The organism is Kribbella pratensis (genome assembly GCF_004365355.1).
GTDB lineage: Bacteria > Actinomycetota > Actinomycetes > Propionibacteriales > Kribbellaceae > Kribbella.
Window position 1 is genome coordinate 3,039,842 of sequence record NZ_SODP01000001.1, and the last position, 20,039, is coordinate 3,059,880.

The following is a 20,039-nucleotide window of genomic DNA, read 5'->3' on the forward strand; positions in this document are numbered from 1 at the left end:
AATGGGAACTGTGCCCAGGTCGGTCAGCCGACCTCGGCCATGATCTCGTCCGAGACGTCGAAGTTCGCGTAGACGTTCTGTACGTCGTCGCTGTCCTCGAGGGCGTCGATCAGGCGGAAGATCTTCGCGGCGCCGTCGGCGTCGAGCTCGACCGTCATCGACGGGACGAACTGGACGTCGGCGGAGTCGTAGTCGATGCCGGCGTCCTGCAGCGCGGTCCGGGCGGCGACCAGGTCGGTGGCCTCGGTGACGACCTCCCAGGACTCGCCGAGGTCGTTGACCTCCTCGGCGCCGGCCTCGAGCACGGCCTCCATCACGTCGTCCTCGGACAGCGACTTCCCGTCCTGCTCCTTGGCGACGACGATGACGCCCTTGCGGTTGAACAGGTACGCGACCGAGTTCGGGTCGGCGAGCGAGCCGCCGTTGCGCGTCATCGCGGTCCGGACGTCCGCGGCCGCGCGGTTCCGGTTGTCGGTCAGACACTCGACCAGCATCGCCACGCCGTTCGGGCCGTACCCCTCGTACATGATCGTCTGGTACTCCGCGCCGCCCGCTTCCGCACCGGAGCCGCGCTTGACCGCGCGGTCGATGTTGTCGTTCGGGACCGAGGACTTCTTCGCCTTCTGGATGGCGTCGTACAGGGTCGGGTTCCCGCCAGGGTCGCCACCGCCCATCCGGGCGGCCACCTCGATGTTCTTGATCAACTTCGCGAAGAGCTTGCCGCGCTTCGCGTCGATGACGGCCTTCTTGTGCTTCGTGGTGGCCCACTTGGAGTGGCCTGACATGGCGAACCCAACCCTTCTACCTACAACAACGACTCAGTGGGCCCGGACCAGCTCGGCGAAGTAGCCGTGCAGCCGCGCGTCCCCGGTCATCTCCGGATGGAACGACGTGGCGAGCAGCCGGTCGTGGCGGACCGCGACGATCCTACCCGCGGCGGGGCCCGACCTCACCGTCGAGAGTACCTCTACGTCCGGTCCGACCCGCTCCACCCACGGTGCCCGGATGAACACCGCGTGGTACGGCGCGTCGAAAGCGGCGAACTCGAGGTCGGCCTCGAACGAGTCGACCTGCCGACCGAAGGCGTTCCGCCGCACCGTCACGTCGAGGCCGCCGAGCGTCTCCTGGTCGGCGGTCCCGCCGGTGATCGTGTCCGCGAGCATGATCATCCCGGCACAGGTGCCGAACACCGGCATCCCGTCCGCGATCCGCTTCTGCAACGGCTCGAACAGCTCGAACGTCCGCGCCAGCTTGTACATGGTGGTCGACTCCCCGCCGGGCAGCACCAGCCCGTCGACCTGCTCCAGCTCGGACGGACGCCGCACCGGCCGCGCCTCGACACCGACCTCGGTCAGCATCGCCAGGTGCTCGCGGACATTGCCCTGCAGGGCGAACACTCCGATCACCGTCATAGCGTCACCCTCCGTTGCCAGTTGAGCGTGACCTCGATCCGGCCCTCGTCGAAGGCGGCGGGCAGGTCGTGGCGGTGCAGCAGCTCGAGTACGTCGTCCAGCAGCGGCTCGCCGGGCGCGACGTTGGCGGTGTCGGGGTGCCAGAGCTTCAACTCGAGCATGCCGAAGTCGACCGCGTGCCAGACGTCGGTGTCGGTGAAGAACACCAGACCCTGCGGACTGTCCGCGGCCTCCAGCACCTTCCGGGCTTCGTGATGGTCCGACGTGTACCGGACCACCACCACGCCCAGCTCTTCGAGCTCCGCGAGTACGGCGTCCAATCTGTCCGGGTCGGTGCTCTCCGGCCAGGTCGCGGCGTCGGCGTTGAGGTCCATCACCGCCTCACCGATCAGCAGCGGGACCAATGCGCCGGCGTCCATCGAGGGTGCGTCCTCACGGACCGCCTCGGTCAGCGCGGCCGTGATGGCGGCGTGATCGGCGTACCCGGACCGCACCAGGACGCGGGCGAGGCCACGCAGTTCCCGGGCGGTCCGTTCGTCCACCGACTGCAGGTTGCTTGTCACTGCTCAAGGGTAGTTCAGGCGCTACTTCACGCCTCCGGCGGTAACAGACACCTGCAGCTGACGCTGGAAGATGATGTAGACGACCAGAACCGGCGCCACCGTGATCACCACGGCCGCGAACAGGGCACCGAAGTCCACCGCATAACCGGCCTGCGACGCGAACGAGGCCATGCCCTGCGAGAGGACATAGTTCTTCGAGTCGGTGTTCAGCGCGACCGGGAGCAGGAACTGGTTCCACAACCCGAGGAAGTTGAAGATGGCAACCGACGCCATCCCCGGCCTCGCCATCGGCAGCATCACCGAGAAGAACGTTCGCCACTCACCTGCCCCGTCGATCTGCGCCGCCTCGTAGACCTCGCCCGGCAGCGCCTTGAAGAAGCTGTGCAGGAAGAAGACGGTGAACGGCAGCGCGAACGCGACGTAGGTGATGATCAGCCCTGGCAGGGTGTTCAGCAGGGAGAGGTTCTTCAGGACGAAGAACAGCGGCACGATCGCCAGGAAGACCGGGAACGTCAGTCCGGCCAGCATGGAGTAGTAGATCAGCCGGTTGCCGGGGAACGTGAACCTGGCCAGCACGTACGCACACATGGCGCCGAGGATCATCACCAGCACCAGCGCGGAGCCCACGACGATCACGGTGTTCGCGAAGTAGCGACCGATGCCGGCCGTCGTCCAGGCGTTGGCGTAGTTCTCGAACCGCAGCTTGTGCGGCAGCGTCAGCGGATTGCCCAGGACCTCCTGCGTCGACTTGAACGAGGACACCAGCGTCCACAGCAGCGGGAGGATCACCAGCAGCGACCACAGGATCAGCGCGATGTGGGCGGTCGTGGCGACGCCCCTGCCCTCCCGGGACCCCGTGCCGGGTGCGCGGGAGTCGGCGACCAGGTCGGCCCGGTCGGCGGTAGTGGTTGTCATCGGCGTACCTTCCGCTCACGTCCGCCGGTCAGGGCGTTCACCACGAAGACCAGGAGCGCGAACAGCATCGTCACCGCGGCCAGGACCACGCCCATGGCCGTCGAGTAGCCGAACTGCCCCTTGGTGAAGGCAGTGGTGAACAGCTGCTGGGGCATCACCAGGGTCGAGTTCTGCGGCCCGCCGCCGGGGTTCAGCGCCTGCATGTAGACGAAGGCGTCGAGGGCGGCGATCCCGAGGTAGATGTAGGCCGTCTGCACGTTGTCGCGGATCAGCGGCACCGTGATGGAGATCGCCGTCCGGAACCGGCCGGCGCCGTCGATGCGGGCCGCCTCGAACACCTCGGGGTCGATACCCCGGATGGCGGCGATGAACAGCACCATGTAGAAGCCGACGAAGCCCCAGATCATCACGAACATCGAGGCCGGCATCGCGGTCCGCGCGTCGCCGAGCCAGGCGTAGTTCTCGAACTGGTGCAGCCCGATCTTCGACAGTACGGCGTCCAGGATGCCCGAGCCCGGCGTGAACACCTGGGCCCAGATCAGGCCGATCACGATCGCGGGAATCACGTACGGGAAGAACGAGACGATCCGGTAGAAGCCGGAGTTGCGCAGCCCGCGGACGGTACCGGTGCCCGAGCCGCCGATCGTCACCAGCGTGGCCAGGGTCAGCGCCAGCACGATCGTCACGATCGGCACGACGATCGCGAGCTCGATGTTGTTGCGGACGGCCTTCAGGAAGATGTCGTCGTGGAACAGCCGGACGTAGTTGTCGAAGCCGACGAAGTTCTGCCCCGCGCTGAAACCGGACCAGTCGGTCAGCGAGTAGTACAGCGCCTGCACGAACGGCGAGACCACGAAGACCACGAACACGACCAGCGGCAGGCCGAGGAACACGACCATGAAGCTGACACGGTCGAAGGTCAGCGGCCGGCGGCGCCGGGTGGCGGACCGCTTGGGTCCGCCTCCCGGCACAGCCTCTTGCGTCGTGGTCACTTGGTGACCGGGATCTTCTTGACGGAGCTGTCGTTGCGCACCTTGTCGGTGATCTGCTGCAGGCCCTTGGTCAGGCCCGCGGCGTCCAGCTGGCCGGACAGGAACGAGTTCCAGACCACCAGCTGGTCGGTGTTCATGCCGTACAGGCCGAACACCTGGTAGTCGAAGACGTTCGTACCGGCGGCGTCCAGCATCGCGGTCTGCGACTGCAGCGCGGTCGAGCCGAACCCGTCGGCGGGCACCAGGCCCTTGACGATCGTCGGCGCGAGCCGGGTCTTGGCGAAGTTGGTCGCCGCGTCCTTGGACAGCATGGCCCGCAGCAGCTCCTTGCCGCCGGCAACGTTCTTGCCCTTGGCCGGGACGATGAACGGCTCGCCGGCCGCGCTGCGCAGCGACTCGTACGGCAGCTTCGGGCTCTCGGTCAGGGTCGGCTCCGGGACGCCCTTCATGTCGAAGCCCGCCTTGGTGGCCTTCTTCATCTCGTTCTCGATCCACGAGCCCGAGGGGTAGAGGATGGCCTGCTGGTCGTTGCTCCACTTCGCCTGCGCGGCGGTGAACTGGGTACCGGCGCCGCCGGGCACGAAGTACCCGTTCTTGACCATGGTCTCCATGGCCTTGAAGATGCCCTGGAACTGCGGCATCGACCAGCAGTTCTCCTTGAGGTTCTCCAGCGCCAGCCGGACCTCGTCGCCACCTTCCTTGATGGCGCCGTCGACGGCCATCGTGTGGTAGTAGGTGGCGGCTTCCTTGCCCCAGACGAACAGGTACTTGCCCTTGGCCTTGGCCTTGGCGCCGAGGTCGAGCAGCCCGTCGTACGTCTTCGGCGGCTCCCAGCCGTTGGCCTTGAACAGGCTGTCGGAGTACCAGATGCCGTACAGCGTGAGCACGTAGTTCATCGCGACGAACTTGCCGTCGAAGGTACCGGGGTTCTTGGCTCCCGGGTACAGGGTGTCGGCGATCTTCTTGCCTTCGTAGTTGTTGGCCTCGAAGACGTCGTCCAGCGTCGACAGCTGGTCCAGGATCGTGTTGAAGCCGATCTGGTTCGCGCCGGAGTTGTCGATCAGGTCCGGCGGGTTGCCGCCGACGAAGCGCGGCTGCAACTGCTGGGCGATCTGGGTGGACGGGGAGACCTTGAACGTCGAGCCCGCCTGCTTCTTCTGCGCGAAGTCGGCCGCGAACTGCACGTAGTCGTAGCCGTAGCCGCCGTTGAAGATGACCGCGTCGACGGTGGACTTGTCCGCCATGCCGAACGGGTTGTCCGTGCTCTTGGCCCCGCCCTGCTGAGAGCTGTTGTTGTCGCTGCCGCTGCCGGCGCAGCTGGCGATCACGCCACTGAGGGGAAGCACCGCGGCCGCCGCCAGGCTCCCTCGCAGGAGACTCCGCCGTCCGATCTTGCTGGTCTCGCTCATTTGGTCCTGCCTCTTCTCGCTAGATTCCCGACGGTGCTGAACACACCTGCCCCTTGTGGTGAACATCCCCCCGTCCCGTAGCCGGCGAGCGCTCGTCGCTGCTCGTTGCCCACGGTCCAGCCGCACGATAATGGCGGCAGGGCGCACTCCGACGCGCTGCCGCCCGAAGTGATTACGCATTGTCTTTGCCAAAGTCGCCCGGCGTCAAGCCTCGCGACGGCGGGTCCCGGACCCCGCAATTGACGGCCCCCGAGCCCGAAACCCCTTGTGCAGCACACGTCCCCACGCTTGCCGTCCTGCACCGCGACCGCGACCGACGCGCCGGATCCGATCCCATTTCGTGACCTCGGAACTTGTCCTTACATTGTGGGCCGCGGGCAACCGAACCAGGCTGATCCGGTTCAGCGGCGAGGTTTCACTCGCTTGGTCGGGAGGGCGGTGAGGGGATCTTCCGGCCACGGATGGCGGGGGTAGCGGGCCCGCAGGTCGGCTCGGACCTGCGGATATCCCTGTTTCCAGAACGAGGCGAGATCGCTCGTGATCGCGACCGGGCGCCGTGCGGGCGACAGGAGGTGCAGGACGACCGGGACACGACCGTCCGCGACGGCCGGAGTGTCGGTCCAGCCGAAGACCTCCTGCAGCTTCACCGCGAGGACGGGCGGCTCGGCGCCGTCGTACGTGAGTCGTACTTCGGAACCGCAGGGGACCTGGAGCCGCTCCGGCGCGAGTTCGCCGAACCTGGTTGCCGCGGGCCACGGCAGTAGTCGCCGGAGCGCGGAGGCCACGTCGATGTGGGCAAGGTCTCGCGAACCGCGGACCGAGGCGAGCTCGGTACCGAGCCATTCGTCGAGATCGGCCAGCAGTGACGCATCGTCGACCGCAGGCCACGGAGCGCCGAGGTGGGCGTGGCAGAACGCGAGCCGCTCCCGCAGGGCGAGTGCGGGCTCCGTCCAGCGCAGTACGGACAGACCGCTGCGCCGGATGCCGTCGCGGACGGCCGCTTGGACGAGCAGCGGGTCGGGCTTTGCCAGCGGTACGTCGTTGAGCACGATCGCACCGAATGCCTCGACGCGCCGCGTCACGATCCGGCCGTCGTCCCAGCGGATCTGGTCGGTGGTCGAGACGAGATCGCCGGCGATATCGCGCGCGGTCTGCTCGTCGATCGGCGCCGCGGAGCGAATCCTGGCGTCGGCGCGACCAGGTGCCCGATCGGCAACCGCGATCGCCAGCCAAGGAGTGGTCCGCAAAGGCGATTGCGGATCCAGCGCTGCACCCGTTCCGCCAGACATCTGGTACGTCGTGGAGTCGGCCCGCCGGAGCCGCGCGATCCGATCCGGATACGCCAACCCCACCACAACTCCCACGGCAAGATCGTCTGGTACTCCGCTCCCCCGGCCAGCCGGCCCACCGACCGCCGGCCGCACTCGATCGCCGCCCAGCTCCTCACCGGCCGCCCCGCCTCGGCCAAGGCGCTTTGTTTCTTCTCGCCAGCGGGCCGTGGCGCTGCGGTCCTCGCCGCGGCGGAGGGCTCGCCAGCGGGCGGGCAGATCATCGCCGAAGTCGCGGCCGGAGTCGTCGGAGAGCATCGCGACGACCTCGCGGGCCCGGTCGGCGCCGACCCGCGGCGTCCCGTCCAGCAGCGCGCGAGCCAGCCGAGGATGCGCCCCGACCGCCACCATCTGCCGTCCCCGCGCGGTGATCCGGCCGCCGTCGTCAATGGCATCGAGGCGGCGCAGCAATTCGGTGGCGGCGGTCATCGCCGGTGCGGGCGGCGCGTCGAGCAAGGTCAGACCGTCGCCGGCGGGCGCACCCCACGCCGCGAGGTCGAGCGCGAAGGAGGCCAGATCGGCGATCGCGATCTCCGGCGCCGGATGATCGTCGAGATGCGAGTGGTCGGCGGCAGACCAGCACCGGTAGACCCGGCCAGGCGCCTCCCGCCCGGCACGACCCGCTCGCTGGTCGGCCGACGATCTCGAGACCCGGCAGGTGACCAAGGCACCGAGACCGCGGGACTGATCGGTCCGCGGCTCCCGGGCAAGACCCGAGTCGACCACAACCCTGACCCCCGGCACGGTCAGCGAACTCTCCGCGACCGACGTCGTGACCACGATCCGGCGAGTGCCGGCCGACGTCAACGCACGCTCCTGTTCAGCCCTCGACTGGCGACTGAACAACGGGAGGACATTCAGTCCGGCCAACCTCCGCGTCACACCGTTGATCTCGGCCTCTCCCGGGACGAACACGAGGATGTCGCCGTCGTTCTCGGTCAGCGCACGCCGTACGACGTCCGCGACGTGATCCAGCAACCGCGGGTCGACCCGTCCGCCGGGAAGCAGCGGCACGGGGATCGGTGGTGGCACCCACTCGATCGCCACGTCGAACAGCGCGGCAGACGCGGTGACGACGGGCGCCGGAACGTCAGTACCCAGGACCCGACTCAGCCTGGTCGTGTCAGCCGTGGCCGAGGTGGCGACTAGGGCCAGGTCCTCCCGAAGATTCGCCCGGATGTCGATGCAGAACGCGAGTAGCAGGTCGGCATCGAGGTGCCGCTCGTGGCACTCGTCGATCACGATCGCGGCGACGCCCGGCAGCTCCGGGTCCTGCTGCAGACGCCGTACCAGGAGCCCTGTCGTCACCACCTCGACGCGAAGCCCCTTGCCGCCGCTGCGTTCACCGCGCATCGCGTAGCCGACTCGCTGCCCGAGCGGTTCGCCGACCAGCATCGCCAGCCGGGTCGCGGCCGCGCGGGTTGCCATCCTGCGCGGCTCGGCGACGATGACCGTGCCCTCGAGCGCGTCAGCCAGCGCGAGCGGCAACAGCGAGGTCTTCCCGGATCCCGGCGGCGCGACCAGCACCGCCGTACCGCGCCCACGCACCGCATCGACTACAGCGGGCAGAACCGCCCGCACAGGCAGCTCCGCCCCCTGCACGGACGATTCAGGCAGCAACACACCCCGACGCTAGCCGACCAGCAGCCAGCGCCAGGTCCGACCTGCTACCAGCCGCGCTCGGCGAGGCGGTGCGGCTGCGGGATGTCGTCGACGTTGATGCCGACCATGGCCTCGCCCAGGCCTCGGGAGACCTTGGCGATCACGTCGGGGTCGTCGTGGAACGTGGTGGCCTTGACGATCGCCTCGGCGCGCTGGGCCGGGTTGCCGGACTTGAAGATGCCGGAGCCGACGAACACGCCCTCGGCGCCGAGCTGCATCATCATCGCGGCGTCGGCCGGGGTGGCGATACCGCCGGCGGTGAACAGTACGACGGGCAGCTTGCCGAGCGTGGCGACCTCCTTGACCAGCTCGTACGGCGCCTGCAGCTCCTTGGCGGCGACGTACAACTCGTCCTCAGGGAGGCTGGTGAGCTTGCGGATCTCCTGGCGGATCTGGCGCATGTGGGTGGTCGCGTTGGACACGTCACCGGTGCCGGCCTCGCCCTTCGAGCGGATCATCGCCGCACCCTCGGTGATCCGCCGCAGCGCCTCGCCCAGGTTGGTCGCTCCGCAGACGAACGGCACGGTGAACTGCCACTTGTCGATGTGGTTGGCGTAGTCGGCCGGGGTGAGCACCTCGGACTCGTCGATGTAGTCCACTCCGAGGCTCTGCAGGACCTGAGCCTCGACGAAGTGACCGATCCGGGCCTTGGCCATCACCGGGATCGAGACCGCGCCGATGATCGAGTCGATCATGTCCGGGTCGCTCATCCGGGACACGCCGCCCTGCGCACGGATGTCGGCCGGGACCCGCTCCAGCGCCATCACCGCGACCGCACCGGCGTCCTCGGCGATCTTGGCCTGCTCGGCGGTGACGACGTCCATGATCACGCCGCCCTTGAGCATCTCGGCCATCCCGCGCTTCACCTTCGCGGTACCGGTCTGCGGGGTCACGTTCTCGCTCACTGCTTCCTCCTGGTCGTGGGGCTCCTCTTCAGATTAGGAGGTTTCCGGCATGGATCTTCAGTCCACCTCATATCAAGTGGACTGAGCCAGCGCATCGCCGAGCCGGGCGACGACCAGCCGCAGCGTCGCCGGCGGGGCAGTGAACGGAATCCGGATGTGCCGCCGGTCGGTGCCGTCCGGCGTGAACAGGTCGCCCGAGCCAAGCAGAAGGTTCTGTTCGCGTGCAGCCTCGAGCACTCTGCGTGCTCTGGTCTCGGTCAGCTCCAGCCACAGCGTCATACCGCCGGTCGGCGTGGGCCAGGCCACACCGTTCAGCGTCCTCAGTCCAGTTTCCAGTGCGGCCAGGTTGGTGCGGAGCCGGGTACGGCGGCGGCCGATCACCTTGTCGAGCTTCTGGACGATCGCCCGCGCCAGGAGGTCGTCCAGCGCACTCGGAGAAGCCACGCTGAGCTGTGCGGCTGTGTTGATCCGCCGTCGCAACTGCTTTCCGGTCCGGACCCACCCCACCCGCAGCCCACCCCACACCGTCTTAGAGAGCGATCCCACACTCACAGTCCTGGGATACCGGCTGAGCGGCTCGGCCTGCTCCCCACTGGCCAACCACAGCGGCCGCATGGTCTCGTCACTGATCAGCGCAGCGCCGTACCGCCGTGCTATCTCGACGACCGCCTGGCGCCGGTCCGCCGGGAGGCTCAGTCCGGTTGGGTTGTGGTTGTCGGCCTGCAGGTAGATGACCTTCGGGCGGTGGCGCCGGCAGAGGTGGGCGAGCTGATCGGTGTCCCAGACGCCAGCGGGCCAGCCTGCTACGTCCAGGCGGTGTTTGCGGAGCAGATCGAACGCAGCCGGGTACGTCGGGGTCTCGGTGATCGCCACACCCGGCCCTAGGTCCAGTCCGGCCAACGCGGCGTTCAGTCCGGCCGCTGCGCCCACGGTGAGCGTGAGCTGCTCCGGCTCTGTCGGCACGCCCTCGACGGTCAACCGCTCCGCCAGCGCTGCTCTGAGCTCGATCGACCCACCTGGCGGCGGTCCATCGCCACCCATCGCCTGGGGCAATCCGTCCTCGACGATCTGGGCAGCGGCCTCGGCCACGTCATGTGGCGCGGCTGTGGTCGCGAACCGCAGGTCCAGTACGGGCTGGTCCCCCGCCGTGACCGTCGACGCCGGCGCGACCGGGTCCAGCAGCCGGTCCAATGGCCGCACCACGGTCCCAGATCCCCGCTTGGTCTCCAGTACGCCGTCCCGCCGCAGGTTCTCCAAGGCGCGTACGACGGTCACCCGGCTCACCCCGAGCCGCTCCGCGAGGACCCGCTCCGAGGGCAGTCGCGATCCGATGGACAGGTCGCCGCGCTCGATCCGCCGCAGTACGAGACCTTCGACCTGCTCGGTCTTCGTCCCGTCGGCCGCTTCCAGATCCCCCGCACGCCACATAAGTCCACTATCCCACCACTGGCCTCATCTCTTTGAGCACCCACCAACCATTCCCAGCCGCCCGCGATGGTTGACGGGTGCTCAAAGTCCGCGGATGTCGGTGCGGGGTGTGAGGATTCGCGTATGGACGAACGGTGGGCGATCGCGCCTGAGGACGGCGGCGGGGCGACGCTTGTCGCGCTGCATCCGGACGGGCAGCCCGCCGGCGAGATCCGGCACGAGCCCGACCTCGTCGCGGCCGTGGCGTCGCGGCCGCAGGTCACCCGATGGGTGTGGCGATCGTCGGCCGAGATCTATCCACGCCTGCTCGCGGCCGGGGTCCGGGTCGAGCGTTGCTACGACCTCGAGAACACCGAAGGCCTGCTGCTCGGGCACGAGGGCCGCCTCGGCGAGCCACGCTCCGCGGCCGCCGCCTGGGCGCGGCTGAGCGGGGCGCCGGTCCCGCCAGATCCGCCGATGCGCGCCGTCGTGCCGGGCGAGCAGTCGTCGCTGTTCGACATTCCTGCCGAGCCGATCGCCTTCGAGGCCCTGCTCAGGGTGTACGCCGACCAGCTCCGGCGGCATGACCTCGCGGAGCACCCGGACCGGATGCGGTTGCTCACGGCATCGGAATCGTCCGCGATGCTGATCGCCGCCGAGATGGATCGCGCCGGTCTGCCGTGGAGCGCGCAGGCCCATCGCAACGTCCTGAGCGAGCTGCTCGGCGAGCGCTTCGGGGGTACGGGCGAACCACGCCGGTTGACCGAGCTGGCGGACGAGATCTCGGCCGCGTTCGGTCATCGGGTCCGGCCCGAGCTGCCGGCCGACGTACTGAAGGCGTTCAAGCAGGCCGGGTATCAACTGAAGTCGACCCGGCGGTGGGAGCTCGAGACGATCGACCATCCGGCCGTGGCGCCCCTCGTGGAGTACAAGAAGCTGTATCGGATCTACACCGCCAACGGCTGGTCCTGGTTGAACGACTGGGTCCACGACGGCCGCTTCCGCCCCGGCTTCGTCCCCGGCGGCACGGTCTCCGGTCGCTGGATCACCAACGGCGGCGGCGGTCTGCAGATCCCGAAGGTCATCCGCCGCGCGGTCGTCGCCGATCCCGGCTGGCGTCTCGTCGTCGCCGACGCCTCCCAACTCGAACCACGCGTCCTCGCCGCGATCTCCCGCGATCGCGCGCTGATGGAGGTCTCCAGTGATTCCGGTGACCTCTACAAAGCCGTGTCGGACCAGGCGTTCTCCGGCGACCGGGCGCAGGCGAAGCTCGCCGTCCTCGGCGCCATCTACGGCCAGACCTCTGGGGACGGCCTGAAGAACCTGGCCATGCTCCGCAAGCGATTCCCCCAAGCCGTCGCGTACGTCGACGACGCCGCCAGAGCAGGCGAAGAGGGCCGCCTGGTTCGCACGTACCTGGGCCGCACCTGCCCGCCCACCGGCCATCCGCTCGACGCGGCCCTTCTCGAAGGCCCGCCCGCGGACGTCCCCACGACCGACCCACGCCACGCCAGAGCCCGCGGTCGCTTCACCCGGAACTTCGTCGTCCAAGGCAGTGCGGCCGATTGGGCTCTCCTGCTCCTCGCCGCGCTCCGGCAAGCCCTCACGCCGCTGAAGGCGGAGCTCGTCTTCTTCCAGCACGACGAGGTCATCGTCCACTGCCCAGCCGACGAGGCCGAGCAGGTCGCCGACGCAATCCAGCAGGCCGGCAATCTGGCCGGCACGCTGACTTTCGGCCCGACCCCCACCAATTTCGCCTTCACCACGGCAACCGTGGAAAGCTACGCGGACGCCAAATAGTTTCAAACGAGTTTTTACGCCACCGGGCCGCTGACGTCTCCGCATTCCGACTGATGGGAGAGTGGCATGGCGAAAAAGGAAGAGCCGAAGACGAGGTTCGGGAAGAAGATCACCGGCGCGCAGGCGGTGGCGAACGGTGGCACGACCAGCGGCAAGCAGGCCAAGAAGGCGACCCAGGCCGGGCATCTCGGCGACGACAACCGGGTCTACCACCGCGGTAAGGTCACCGGCGACTTCTCGAACCGCACCCGCAGGCAGCCCAACGAGCACGGCGCCTGATCACACCGTCGCAGGTAATCCGTAAAGTTTGTGGTCCGTGGTTTCGAAGGCGGTAATTTCGGCTATTCGACGGTCCTCGATGCGGAAGATATCGAGTGCGAACAGCTGATAGGACGTCATATGCGGGGGTAAGAGATAGGCCGCGAGGGTGGGTTGGCGGTTGATCGTGGTCGGCAGGAAACGCCAATGACCGCGATACTCCGGCGTGAGGTTCGGGATCAACGAGCCCACCGCATCCTCGCGGCCCTCGAACCAGAACGGGTACGGCGGCATCGTGATCCGGATGTCTTCGTGCATAAGAGCTGCGAGCGCGTCGGGGTCGGCGTTGTCCCACGCGGTCATGTAGCTCCGCAGGAGCTTGCGTTCGTCGGCAGAGACATCGGGAGCCGACCACTCCGAGCGGTGCGACGGAAGGTGTTCGCGAAGGACAGGTCGAGCTCGCTGAAGGGCTGAGTTCACGGCGGCCACCGACAGGTCCACGGCATCAGCGGTTTCCCGGGCCGGCCAGCCCAGCACGTCGCGGAAGATCAGTACGGCGCGTTGGCGCGCCGGAAGATGCTGGATCGCGATCAGGAACGCCAACTCGATCGTCTCCCGCCGGATCGCGACCGCGTCCGGCTCCTCCGCCCGATCCAGCAGTACGTCGGGAAACGGCTGCAACCACGGCACGTCCTCCCGCGCCGGAAGGGCCGTCGACGGAAAGGAGGCAGGCTCGAGCTGGTACGGGAGAACGCGACGTGGCCGCCGTACGTCGATGCACGCGTTGGTCGCGATCCGGTACAGCCACGCCCGAACCGACGACCGGCCCTCGAAATCGTCCAGCCTTCGCCACGCCCGCAGGAACGTCTCCTGGACCAGGTCCTCGGCCTCGTCGTACGACCCGAGCATCCGGTAGCAGTGCACGCGCAGCTCGTGCCGATAGCGCTCGACGTGCTCCTCGAAGCTGCTCATTCCCCGTCCTCGAGCTCGATCGTGGCCGGCATCGGCGCATGACCGGCCAACCGGAACCAGGTCACCAGCCGCCGCTGCCTCAGGTCCCGCGTAGACACTACGACGTCGTTGTGGAACCGTCGCGCCAACTGCACCCGGCGCATCGCGAGCGTCAGCTCCCCCGCCCACGGCTCGATATCGGTGCCGGTGGCATGGATCGCCCGGGTCAGCGCGGACTCCGCCTGCTCGCGCACCTCCAGTACGTCGAGCGACGCCGCGCGCGCCCGGTGCGCCGCGTCGAGCAACAACAACGCAGAAGCAGGATCGAGAATCTCGCTGCCGGCCAGCTCCGCGACCAGCGCGGACCGGCGCGCCAGCTCGGTCTCCAGCGAGGCGCGGGCGAGATCCACCCGGTGGTGCAGGCGGTCCAGCCGACCGGCCGTCCAGGTCGCGTAGGCGCCGATCAGCAGCAGCAGCGCGCCGACCGCGAGCAGCACCCCGGAGATCTCCACGCGCATATTCGACCATCGATTACGGAGCGCTGACGGTCCGGCCGGATCCGGTAGTCGCCGCCGCTGCCGCCGTTAGCGTCGGAGCCATGGCTGATATCGGCGTGATCGGTGGTTCCGGGTTCTACTCGTTCCTCACCGACGCGGAAACCATCGAGCTCGACACCCCGTTCGGCGCGCCCAGTGAGCCGCCGGTGGTCGGGGACCTCGACGGCCGCCAGGTCGCGTTCATCCCCCGGCACGGCGCCGACCACAGGTTCCCGCCGCATCGCGTCAACTACCGCGCGAACCTCTGGGCACTGCGCGAACTCGGCGTCCGTCAAGTCCTCGGCCCGTGCGCCGTCGGCTCGCTGAAACCCGAGCTCACCCCGGGCACGTTCGTCGTCCCGGACCAGTACGTCGACCGCACCTGGGGTCGGAATCACACCGTGTACGACGAAGCCCCGGTCGTCCACACCTCCGCCGCCGACCCGTACTGCCCGGCCGGCCGCGCCACGGTGATTGCCGCCGGCAACGTCGTACCCGATGGCACGATGGTGGTGATCAACGGCCCGCGGTTCTCGACCCGGGCCGAATCGCAATGGCACGCGGCGCAGGGCTGGTCGGTCGTCGGCATGACCGGCGCGCCGGAGGCCGCGATCGCACGCGAGCTCGCCCTCTGCTACACGTCGATCGCCGTCGTCACCGACCACGACGCGGGCGTCGAGACCGGCGCCGGCGTCACGCAGGCCGAGGTCTTCGAAGCGTTCAAGCACAGCATCGAGCGCCTGCAGGACCTGCTCAAGGACGTGATCAGCCAGCTGCCGAAACCCGACGCGGACTGCAGCTGCCGGCACGCCCTCGACGGTACGGCGGCAGCCCGATGAGAGTCCTGCTCACCGGCGGCGCCGGATTCATCGGCCAGCACGTCCACCACCAACTCGTTGCCGAGGGCCACGAGGTCACGATCCTGGACTCGTTCCGCCCGGACGTCCACGCCCAGAAACCCACGCCTCGTCCCGGCCTGATCGTGGGCGACATCCGCGACGCCGACTGCGTCGCCCAGGCTCTGGAGGGCATCGACACCGTCATCCACCTCGCCGCCAAGGTCGGCCTCGGCGTACATCTCGACGACATCGACGACTACGTCTCCACCAACAGCCTGGGTACGGCGATCGTCCTCAAAGCTCTGGCCCACGCCAAGATCCGCCACCTCGTCTACGCCAGCTCGATGGTCGTGTACGGCGAAGGCCGCTACGACTGCGCCCAGCACGGTCAGGTCGCGCCGGGACCACGCCGTACCGAGGACCTGGAAGCCGGCCGCTTCGAGCCGCCCTGCCCGTACTGCGGCGCGCCGCTCCAGCCCGGCCTCGTGAGCGAGGACGCCGCACTCGATCCGCGGAACGCCTACGCGACGAGCAAGCTCAGCGGCGAACACCTCGCCGCAACGTGGGCTCGCGAAACGGATGGCCGCGTCACCGCCCTCCGCTTCCATAACGTCTACGGCCCCGGCATGCCTCGCAACACGCCGTACGCCGGAGTCGCCGCGATCTTCCGCTCGGCGCTCGAGCGAGGTGAAGCACCGCGGGTCTTCGAGGACGGCCGGCAGCGCCGCGACTTCGTGCAGGTCCGCGACATCGCGACGGCCGTCACCATGTCAGCCTCCGCGCTTCCCCAGCAGCCGGCGTTCACGGCGTACAACGTCGGCAGCGGGACCGTCCGCACGATCGGCGATCTGGCGACAGAGCTCGCCCACGTCTACGACGGTCCGAGCCCGGTCGTCACCGGCCAGTACCGTCTTGGCGACGTCCGCCACATCACCGCGTCCTCGGACCGGCTGAAGTACGATCTCGGGTGGAAGCCGGGCTACGACCTGGCCACCGGATTGAGGGATCTAGTTGTGAGCGGCAACCGGCGGTAGGTCGATCTGGAACGCGCACCCGCCGTCGACGTTGGTGACGCCAATCCTGCCGTCATGCGATTCGACCACACCGCGGGCGATCGCGAGCCCGAGCCCGCCACCACTGGCATGAGTCGAGTTGCCGGCCGGCTCGGGCGTGCGCTGCTCGTCGCCACGCCAGCCGATGTCGAAGACTCGTTCGAGGTCGTCGTCCGGGATGCCGCCACAGGCATCGGTCACGGCCAGGCGCACGCGGCCATCCGTCTCCCGGTCCACCGAAACGGTCACGGTTCCGCCGGGAGCCGTGTGCCGGATCGCGTTGCCGACCAGGTTCGTCACTGCGCGCGTCAACTCGTCCGGATCCCCTCGTACGGCGAGGCGATCGTCGTTGTTCGGGGTCGACAACGCCAGCCGGACGCCCTCGGCCCGGGCGTGCTCGTTGTTCTCCCCCGCGACGTCCTCGGCCAGCTCACGCAGGCTGACTGCGGACCGCCGCGTCGGCAACGGCGCTGCCGACAACCTCGACAGCTCGAACAGGTCGTCCACGAGCCCGGTCATCCGATCGACGGTCGACCGCATCTGCCGCAGCGCACCCGGCACGTCCTCGATCACGCCGTCCTCGAGTCCCTCCGACACCGCCCGCAGCCCGGCCAGCGGTGTCCGCAGGTCATGCGACATGAACGCCACCAGCTCGCGCCGGCTCGCCTCCAACGCCCGCTCCCGCTCATGCGACGCGGCCAGCTTCTTCCGCGTCATCTCCAGCTCGTTCGTGAGGTCGGCCAGCTCGGCCGGCACTGCCCTGGTCCGAGCCTCCGGCGCGTCGTACGACGTACCGAGCTGCCGCAACCGCCGGCCGACGTCCCGCGACCCCGTGGTGATCCAGTGCCCGAGCAGGACCGTCATCGCCAGCCCGAGCAGGGCCGCGAACGCCAACGTCCACAGCACCACCCACGAGTCGTGCTCGGAGATGAACATGGCCCGCACGCTCTGCAGTACGGCGGCCAGCGCCGCCGCCATCGGCGCGAGACCCGCGACGATCATCGTCACCCGCAACGACCGCCGCCGGAACTGCCACAGGATCGCCGCGCCGATCCCCGCGACCACCAGCGTCCACAACGTGGTGAGCGCGAGGATCGTGAACATGTCCTTGTTCATGCTCGGTCGCCCGTAAAGTCGCCCGCGAACAGGTACCCGGTCCGCGGCACGGTCAGCACGAGCTTCGGATCCGACGGATCGGCCTCGATCTTCTCGCGCAGCCGCCGTACGTGCACGGTGACGGTCGACGAGTCGCCGAAGTCCCAGCCCCACACCCGCCGCAGCAGCTCTGCCTTGGTGTACGCCTTGCCGGCGTGCGAGACGAGATACGCGAGCAGGTCGAACTCGCGGTGGGTCAGCGACAGCTCGTCGCCGTTCAGGTACGCCCGTCGCGCCGCGGTGTCGACCATGACCGGCCCGGCGCTCAGCTTGGTCGGCGTCAGGTCGAGCCCGGCCAGCCGCTCCTCGCGCCGCACCATCGCCTGCACCCGCAGCGTCAGCTCGCGCGGGCTGAACGGCTTGACCACGTAGTCGTCGGCGCCGACCTCGAGCCCGACCAGCCGGTCCTCCTCCTCGCCGCGCGCCGACAGCATGATCACCGCGGCCCCGTCGTCGGCCGCGCGCATCCGGCGCAGCACCTCGAGGCCGGACAATCCGGGCAGCATCACGTCCAGGACGACGACAGACGGTTTCCACTGCTGCCAGACCTCGACCGCCGACACGCCGTCCGCGACCACGCGGGCGGCGTACCCCGCCTTGGTCAGGTAAGCGGAGACGACGTTGGACACAGTCGGGTCGTCGTCGACCACGAGAACACGAGTAGCCACGCTCAGAGCGTAGATCGTCCGGTCGGCGCGAGGCCGCACCAGTGCCGGAACGCAGTACGACGTAAGCGATCCGTAGCCGGGTTCTGCCACCGCGGCCGCGCCTTCGTCCCTACCGTCGAAGAATGCCCGTCGATCTCGTCCTGCCGTGCCTGAACGAGGCGGCCGCCCTGCCCTGGATCCTCGAACGGCTCCCGGCCGGCGTCCGCGCCATCGTCGTCGACAACGGCTCCACGGACGGCTCCCCCGAAATCGCCGCCCGGCTCGGCGCCACCGTCGTACCTTGCGAGCTCAAGGGGTACGGCGCTGCCTGCCACGCCGGCCTGGAAGCGGCCGAGTCCGACGTCGTCGCCGTGATGGACGCGGACGCGTCGCTCGATCCACAGCAGCTCAGCCGGGTGACCGCACCCGTCCTTGCCGATCGCGCCGACCTCGTCGTCGGTCGCCGGCGCCCGGTGACACGGGGCACCTGGGCGTGGCATCTCCGCCTCGCCAACCTCGAGCTGTCGCGCCGGATCAGGCGGCGTACGGGCGTTGCTCTGCACGATCTCGGTCCGATGCGGGCGGGCCGTCGTACGGCGCTGCTGGAGCTCGGGCTGACCGATCGAAGGTCCGGCTACCCGCTGGAAACCGTTGTGCGGGCAGCCGATGCGGGCTGGCGGATCGCCGAGGTGGATGTGGACTACCTGCCGCGTTCGGGTCGTTCGAAGGTGACGGGGACCCCGTTGGGTGCGGCGCGCGCCGTACTGGACATGTCGAAGGTTCTTGCCCGGTGAAGGAAACGGTGAAGGGGACGCTGATCGTCCTCGCGAAGGAGCCGGTGGCGGGGCGGGTGAAGACGCGGCTGCAGAGCGAGTTCACTGCGCAGGAGGCGGCGGCGTTGGCCCGGGCGTCGCTGGTGGACACCCTGGGCGCAGTACTCGCGGCGCGTGCGTCGCAGCGGGTTCTCGCGCTGGAGGGCGATCCGGGCCCGTGGTTGCCGGCCGGGTTCACGGTTGTCGGACAGCGTGGCGACGGGCTGGACGAGCGGATCGCGGCGGCCTTCGAGGACGCGTACGACGGTTCGCCGATGCTGCTCGTCGGAATGGATACGCCGCAGATCCGGCCCGAGCTGCTCGGGTTCCATTGGGCCGGGTACGACGCTGTGCTCGGGCTGACCGAGGACGGCGGGTATTGGTGCCTCGGGCTCCGAACGCCGGACCGTCGCGCGCTCGTCGGCGTACCGATGTCGACCGATCACACCGGACGCGATCAACTGCAGCGGTTGCAGGAGCTGGGTCTGCGGGTGGGGATGCTGCCGACGCTGCGCGACATGGACACGCCCCGCGACGCGGCGTACCTCGCGGCCGAGTTCCCGTCGTTGCGGGTGTCGCGGTTGTACCGGCGGTTGCAGCACGCGGCGCATCCGGGGTTGCTGTTCGAGCAAGCCCTCGGCGGTAGTGCGCGTGTTGTTGCCACTGGCATCGATGGTCGGACCGTGCCGGCACTGTCCGAGCTCGATCGCTGGACGGCGCCCGCCGACGAGGTCGACCGGCTCGCACTGAGCCGCTGCGAAGGCCCGGTGCTCGACATCGGCTGCGGACCTGGACGGATCGTGACCGCACTAGCCGAACGCGGGATTCCCGCGCTCGGCGTCGATGTCTCACCGCGCGCCGTGAAACTCACGACGTCGCGGGGCGCGGCTGCTCTCCATCGTCCGGTGCAGGACCGGCTGCCGGGCGAAGGCCGTTGGGGCAGCGTGCTGCTGATGGACGGGAACATCGGGATCGGCGGCGACCCGGTCGACCTGCTCCGCCGCTGCGCCGAACTCGTCCGGCCCGACGGCCTCGTCCTGGTCGAGGTCGACCCGAACGACGACCTCGACGACACCGCGCCGATCGTGCTCCGCAGCTCCACCGGCCGCCGCTCCACCCCGTTGCCCTGGGCAAGAGTCGGCACCCGCGCAGTACTCCGCTACGCCCGCCACGCCAATCTCCACCCGACAGAGGACTGGCGCGCCGGCCACCGAGCCTTCCTGGCCCTCCGCCGTACCACCTCCCCCGCCGTGACCCCGCCCACTTTGTGCACGGCCCAACCATGATCCGGCGCTCGCGATGGTCGAACCGTGCTCAAAGTTGGATTGGCGGGGGCGCGGCAGTGGTGGTGAGTGCGGGGGCGGTGGTGGCGGCGGCGGGGCAATGGGGGCCCAAT

The 20,039-nt window shown here is 69.0% G+C and carries 19 protein-coding genes; 6 read left to right on the top strand and 13 right to left on the bottom strand.

The features are described from left to right. Positions 1-23: 23 nt before the first annotated feature. From EV653_RS14375 to EV653_RS14415, 9 genes are all read right to left on the bottom strand, one after another. Positions 24-785 (bottom strand): YebC/PmpR family DNA-binding transcriptional regulator, encoded by a 762-nt coding sequence (locus EV653_RS14375; RefSeq protein ID WP_134102805.1) that lies wholly within the window; start codon positions 783-785, stop codon positions 24-26. 33 nt (positions 786-818) lie between these two features. Next, positions 819-1,412 carry a pyridoxal 5'-phosphate synthase glutaminase subunit PdxT gene (pdxT, locus tag EV653_RS14380; protein ID WP_134102808.1) on the bottom strand — a complete coding sequence of 198 codons (594 nt, stop codon included), beginning with the start codon at positions 1,410-1,412 and terminating at the stop codon, positions 819-821. Then, the gene (locus EV653_RS14385) at positions 1,409-1,975 is read right to left on the bottom strand and encodes a DUF6891 domain-containing protein (protein WP_238159730.1); all 567 of its coding nucleotides are present in this window, start codon (positions 1,973-1,975) and stop codon (positions 1,409-1,411) included. The genes pdxT and EV653_RS14385 overlap by 4 nt, the downstream gene beginning before the upstream one ends. Before the next feature lie 21 nt (positions 1,976-1,996). After that, complete coding sequence (locus EV653_RS14390) at positions 1,997-2,890, bottom strand: carbohydrate ABC transporter permease (protein WP_134102811.1); 894 nt, start codon at positions 2,888-2,890, stop codon at positions 1,997-1,999. Continuing rightward, the gene (locus EV653_RS14395; RefSeq protein ID WP_238159731.1) at positions 2,887-3,882 is read right to left on the bottom strand and encodes a carbohydrate ABC transporter permease; all 996 of its coding nucleotides are present in this window, start codon (positions 3,880-3,882) and stop codon (positions 2,887-2,889) included. The genes EV653_RS14390 and EV653_RS14395 overlap by 4 nt, the downstream gene beginning before the upstream one ends. Further along, positions 3,879-5,291 (bottom strand): N-acetylglucosamine/diacetylchitobiose ABC transporter substrate-binding protein, encoded by a 1,413-nt coding sequence (ngcE, locus tag EV653_RS14400; RefSeq protein WP_134102814.1) that lies wholly within the window; start codon positions 5,289-5,291, stop codon positions 3,879-3,881. The genes EV653_RS14395 and ngcE overlap by 4 nt, the downstream gene beginning before the upstream one ends. 401 nt (positions 5,292-5,692) lie before the next feature. Then, positions 5,693-8,242, bottom strand: coding sequence for an ATP-dependent helicase HrpB (hrpB, locus tag EV653_RS14405; RefSeq protein ID WP_134102818.1), 2,550 nt, complete (start codon positions 8,240-8,242; stop codon positions 5,693-5,695). A 44-nt stretch (positions 8,243-8,286) separates the two neighbouring features. Next, positions 8,287-9,186: a pyridoxal 5'-phosphate synthase lyase subunit PdxS gene (pdxS, locus tag EV653_RS14410; RefSeq protein WP_134102820.1), complete on the bottom strand. Its 900-nt coding sequence runs from the start codon at positions 9,184-9,186 to the stop codon at positions 8,287-8,289. Positions 9,187-9,258: 72 nt separating this feature from the next. Continuing rightward, positions 9,259-10,614 carry an aminotransferase-like domain-containing protein gene (locus EV653_RS14415; protein ID WP_134102823.1) on the bottom strand — a complete coding sequence of 452 codons (1,356 nt, stop codon included), beginning with the start codon at positions 10,612-10,614 and terminating at the stop codon, positions 9,259-9,261. A 123-nt stretch (positions 10,615-10,737) separates the two neighbouring features. Here EV653_RS14415 and EV653_RS14420 point away from each other — a divergent pair, with 123 nt between their 5' ends. Further along, entirely contained in the window at positions 10,738-12,393 is a 1,656-nt protein-coding gene (locus EV653_RS14420) for a bifunctional 3'-5' exonuclease/DNA polymerase (RefSeq protein WP_134102826.1), read from the top strand. 66 nt (positions 12,394-12,459) lie between these two features. Further along, on the top strand, positions 12,460-12,672 hold the full coding sequence (locus EV653_RS14425) for a hypothetical protein (protein WP_134102829.1): 213 nt from the start codon (positions 12,460-12,462) through the stop codon (positions 12,670-12,672). Here EV653_RS14425 and EV653_RS14430 read toward each other — a convergent pair whose 3' ends face one another. Both EV653_RS14430 and EV653_RS42085 read right to left on the bottom strand, forming a co-directional pair. Next, positions 12,673-13,623, bottom strand: a complete 951-nt coding sequence (locus tag EV653_RS14430) for an RNA polymerase subunit sigma-70 (RefSeq protein WP_238159732.1) — start codon at positions 13,621-13,623, stop codon at positions 12,673-12,675. Further along, positions 13,620-14,114, bottom strand: a complete 495-nt coding sequence (locus EV653_RS42085) for a hypothetical protein (RefSeq protein ID WP_238159733.1) — start codon at positions 14,112-14,114, stop codon at positions 13,620-13,622. The genes EV653_RS14430 and EV653_RS42085 overlap by 4 nt, the downstream gene beginning before the upstream one ends. Positions 14,115-14,200: 86 nt before the next feature. Here EV653_RS42085 and EV653_RS14435 point away from each other — a divergent pair, with 86 nt between their 5' ends. Further along, on the top strand, positions 14,201-14,977 hold the full coding sequence (locus tag EV653_RS14435; protein ID WP_134102836.1) for an S-methyl-5'-thioadenosine phosphorylase: 777 nt from the start codon (positions 14,201-14,203) through the stop codon (positions 14,975-14,977). Then, positions 14,974-16,011: an NAD-dependent epimerase/dehydratase family protein gene (locus tag EV653_RS14440; protein WP_134102839.1), complete on the top strand. Its 1,038-nt coding sequence runs from the start codon at positions 14,974-14,976 to the stop codon at positions 16,009-16,011. The genes EV653_RS14435 and EV653_RS14440 overlap by 4 nt, the downstream gene beginning before the upstream one ends. On the opposite strand, the gene EV653_RS14445 is transcribed toward EV653_RS14440, so the two are convergent. Together EV653_RS14445 and EV653_RS14450 are read right to left on the bottom strand one after the other, a co-directional pair. Continuing rightward, positions 15,985-17,145 (bottom strand): sensor histidine kinase, encoded by a 1,161-nt coding sequence (locus EV653_RS14445; RefSeq protein WP_134102842.1) that lies wholly within the window; start codon positions 17,143-17,145, stop codon positions 15,985-15,987. The two genes, EV653_RS14440 and EV653_RS14445, sit on opposite strands and share 27 nt — an antisense overlap. Then, complete coding sequence (locus tag EV653_RS14450; RefSeq protein WP_134102845.1) at positions 17,142-17,852, bottom strand: response regulator transcription factor; 711 nt, start codon at positions 17,850-17,852, stop codon at positions 17,142-17,144. The genes EV653_RS14445 and EV653_RS14450 overlap by 4 nt, the downstream gene beginning before the upstream one ends. A 122-nt stretch (positions 17,853-17,974) precedes the next feature. Here EV653_RS14450 and EV653_RS14455 point away from each other — a divergent pair, with 122 nt between their 5' ends. Both EV653_RS14455 and EV653_RS41675 read left to right on the top strand, forming a co-directional pair. Next, positions 17,975-18,625 carry a glycosyltransferase family 2 protein gene (locus tag EV653_RS14455; protein WP_134102848.1) on the top strand — a complete coding sequence of 217 codons (651 nt, stop codon included), beginning with the start codon at positions 17,975-17,977 and terminating at the stop codon, positions 18,623-18,625. Beyond that, a complete protein-coding gene (locus EV653_RS41675) occupies positions 18,622-19,929 on the top strand; it encodes a DUF2064 domain-containing protein (protein ID WP_202871596.1) in 1,308 nt (435 codons plus the stop codon). Before EV653_RS14455 ends, EV653_RS41675 begins: the two co-directional genes overlap by 4 nt. Positions 19,930-20,039 lie beyond the last annotated feature (110 nt).

What these genes read in the sequence shown, in the direction of transcription:
- EV653_RS14445 (WP_134102842.1), bottom strand. Translation starts at nt 17,145, where the DNA reads ATGAACAAGGACATGTTCACGATCCTCGCGCTCACCACGTTGTGGACG.
- EV653_RS14390 (WP_134102811.1), bottom strand. Translation starts at nt 2,890, where the DNA reads ATGACAACCACTACCGCCGACCGGGCCGACCTGGTCGCCGACTCCCGC.
- EV653_RS14425 (WP_134102829.1), top strand. Translation starts at nt 12,460, where the DNA reads ATGGCGAAAAAGGAAGAGCCGAAGACGAGGTTCGGGAAGAAGATCACC.
- EV653_RS14435 (WP_134102836.1), top strand. Translation starts at nt 14,201, where the DNA reads ATGGCTGATATCGGCGTGATCGGTGGTTCCGGGTTCTACTCGTTCCTC.
- EV653_RS14415 (WP_134102823.1), bottom strand. Translation starts at nt 10,614, where the DNA reads ATGTGGCGTGCGGGGGATCTGGAAGCGGCCGACGGGACGAAGACCGAG.
- EV653_RS14455 (WP_134102848.1), top strand. Translation starts at nt 17,975, where the DNA reads ATGCCCGTCGATCTCGTCCTGCCGTGCCTGAACGAGGCGGCCGCCCTG.
- EV653_RS14430 (WP_238159732.1), bottom strand. Translation starts at nt 13,623, where the DNA reads ATGAGCAGCTTCGAGGAGCACGTCGAGCGCTATCGGCACGAGCTGCGC.
- EV653_RS14440 (WP_134102839.1), top strand. Translation starts at nt 14,974, where the DNA reads ATGAGAGTCCTGCTCACCGGCGGCGCCGGATTCATCGGCCAGCACGTC.
- EV653_RS14420 (WP_134102826.1), top strand. Translation starts at nt 10,738, where the DNA reads ATGGACGAACGGTGGGCGATCGCGCCTGAGGACGGCGGCGGGGCGACG.
- ngcE (WP_134102814.1), bottom strand. Translation starts at nt 5,291, where the DNA reads ATGAGCGAGACCAGCAAGATCGGACGGCGGAGTCTCCTGCGAGGGAGC.
- pdxT (WP_134102808.1), bottom strand. Translation starts at nt 1,412, where the DNA reads ATGACGGTGATCGGAGTGTTCGCCCTGCAGGGCAATGTCCGCGAGCAC.
- EV653_RS14375 (WP_134102805.1), bottom strand. Translation starts at nt 785, where the DNA reads ATGTCAGGCCACTCCAAGTGGGCCACCACGAAGCACAAGAAGGCCGTC.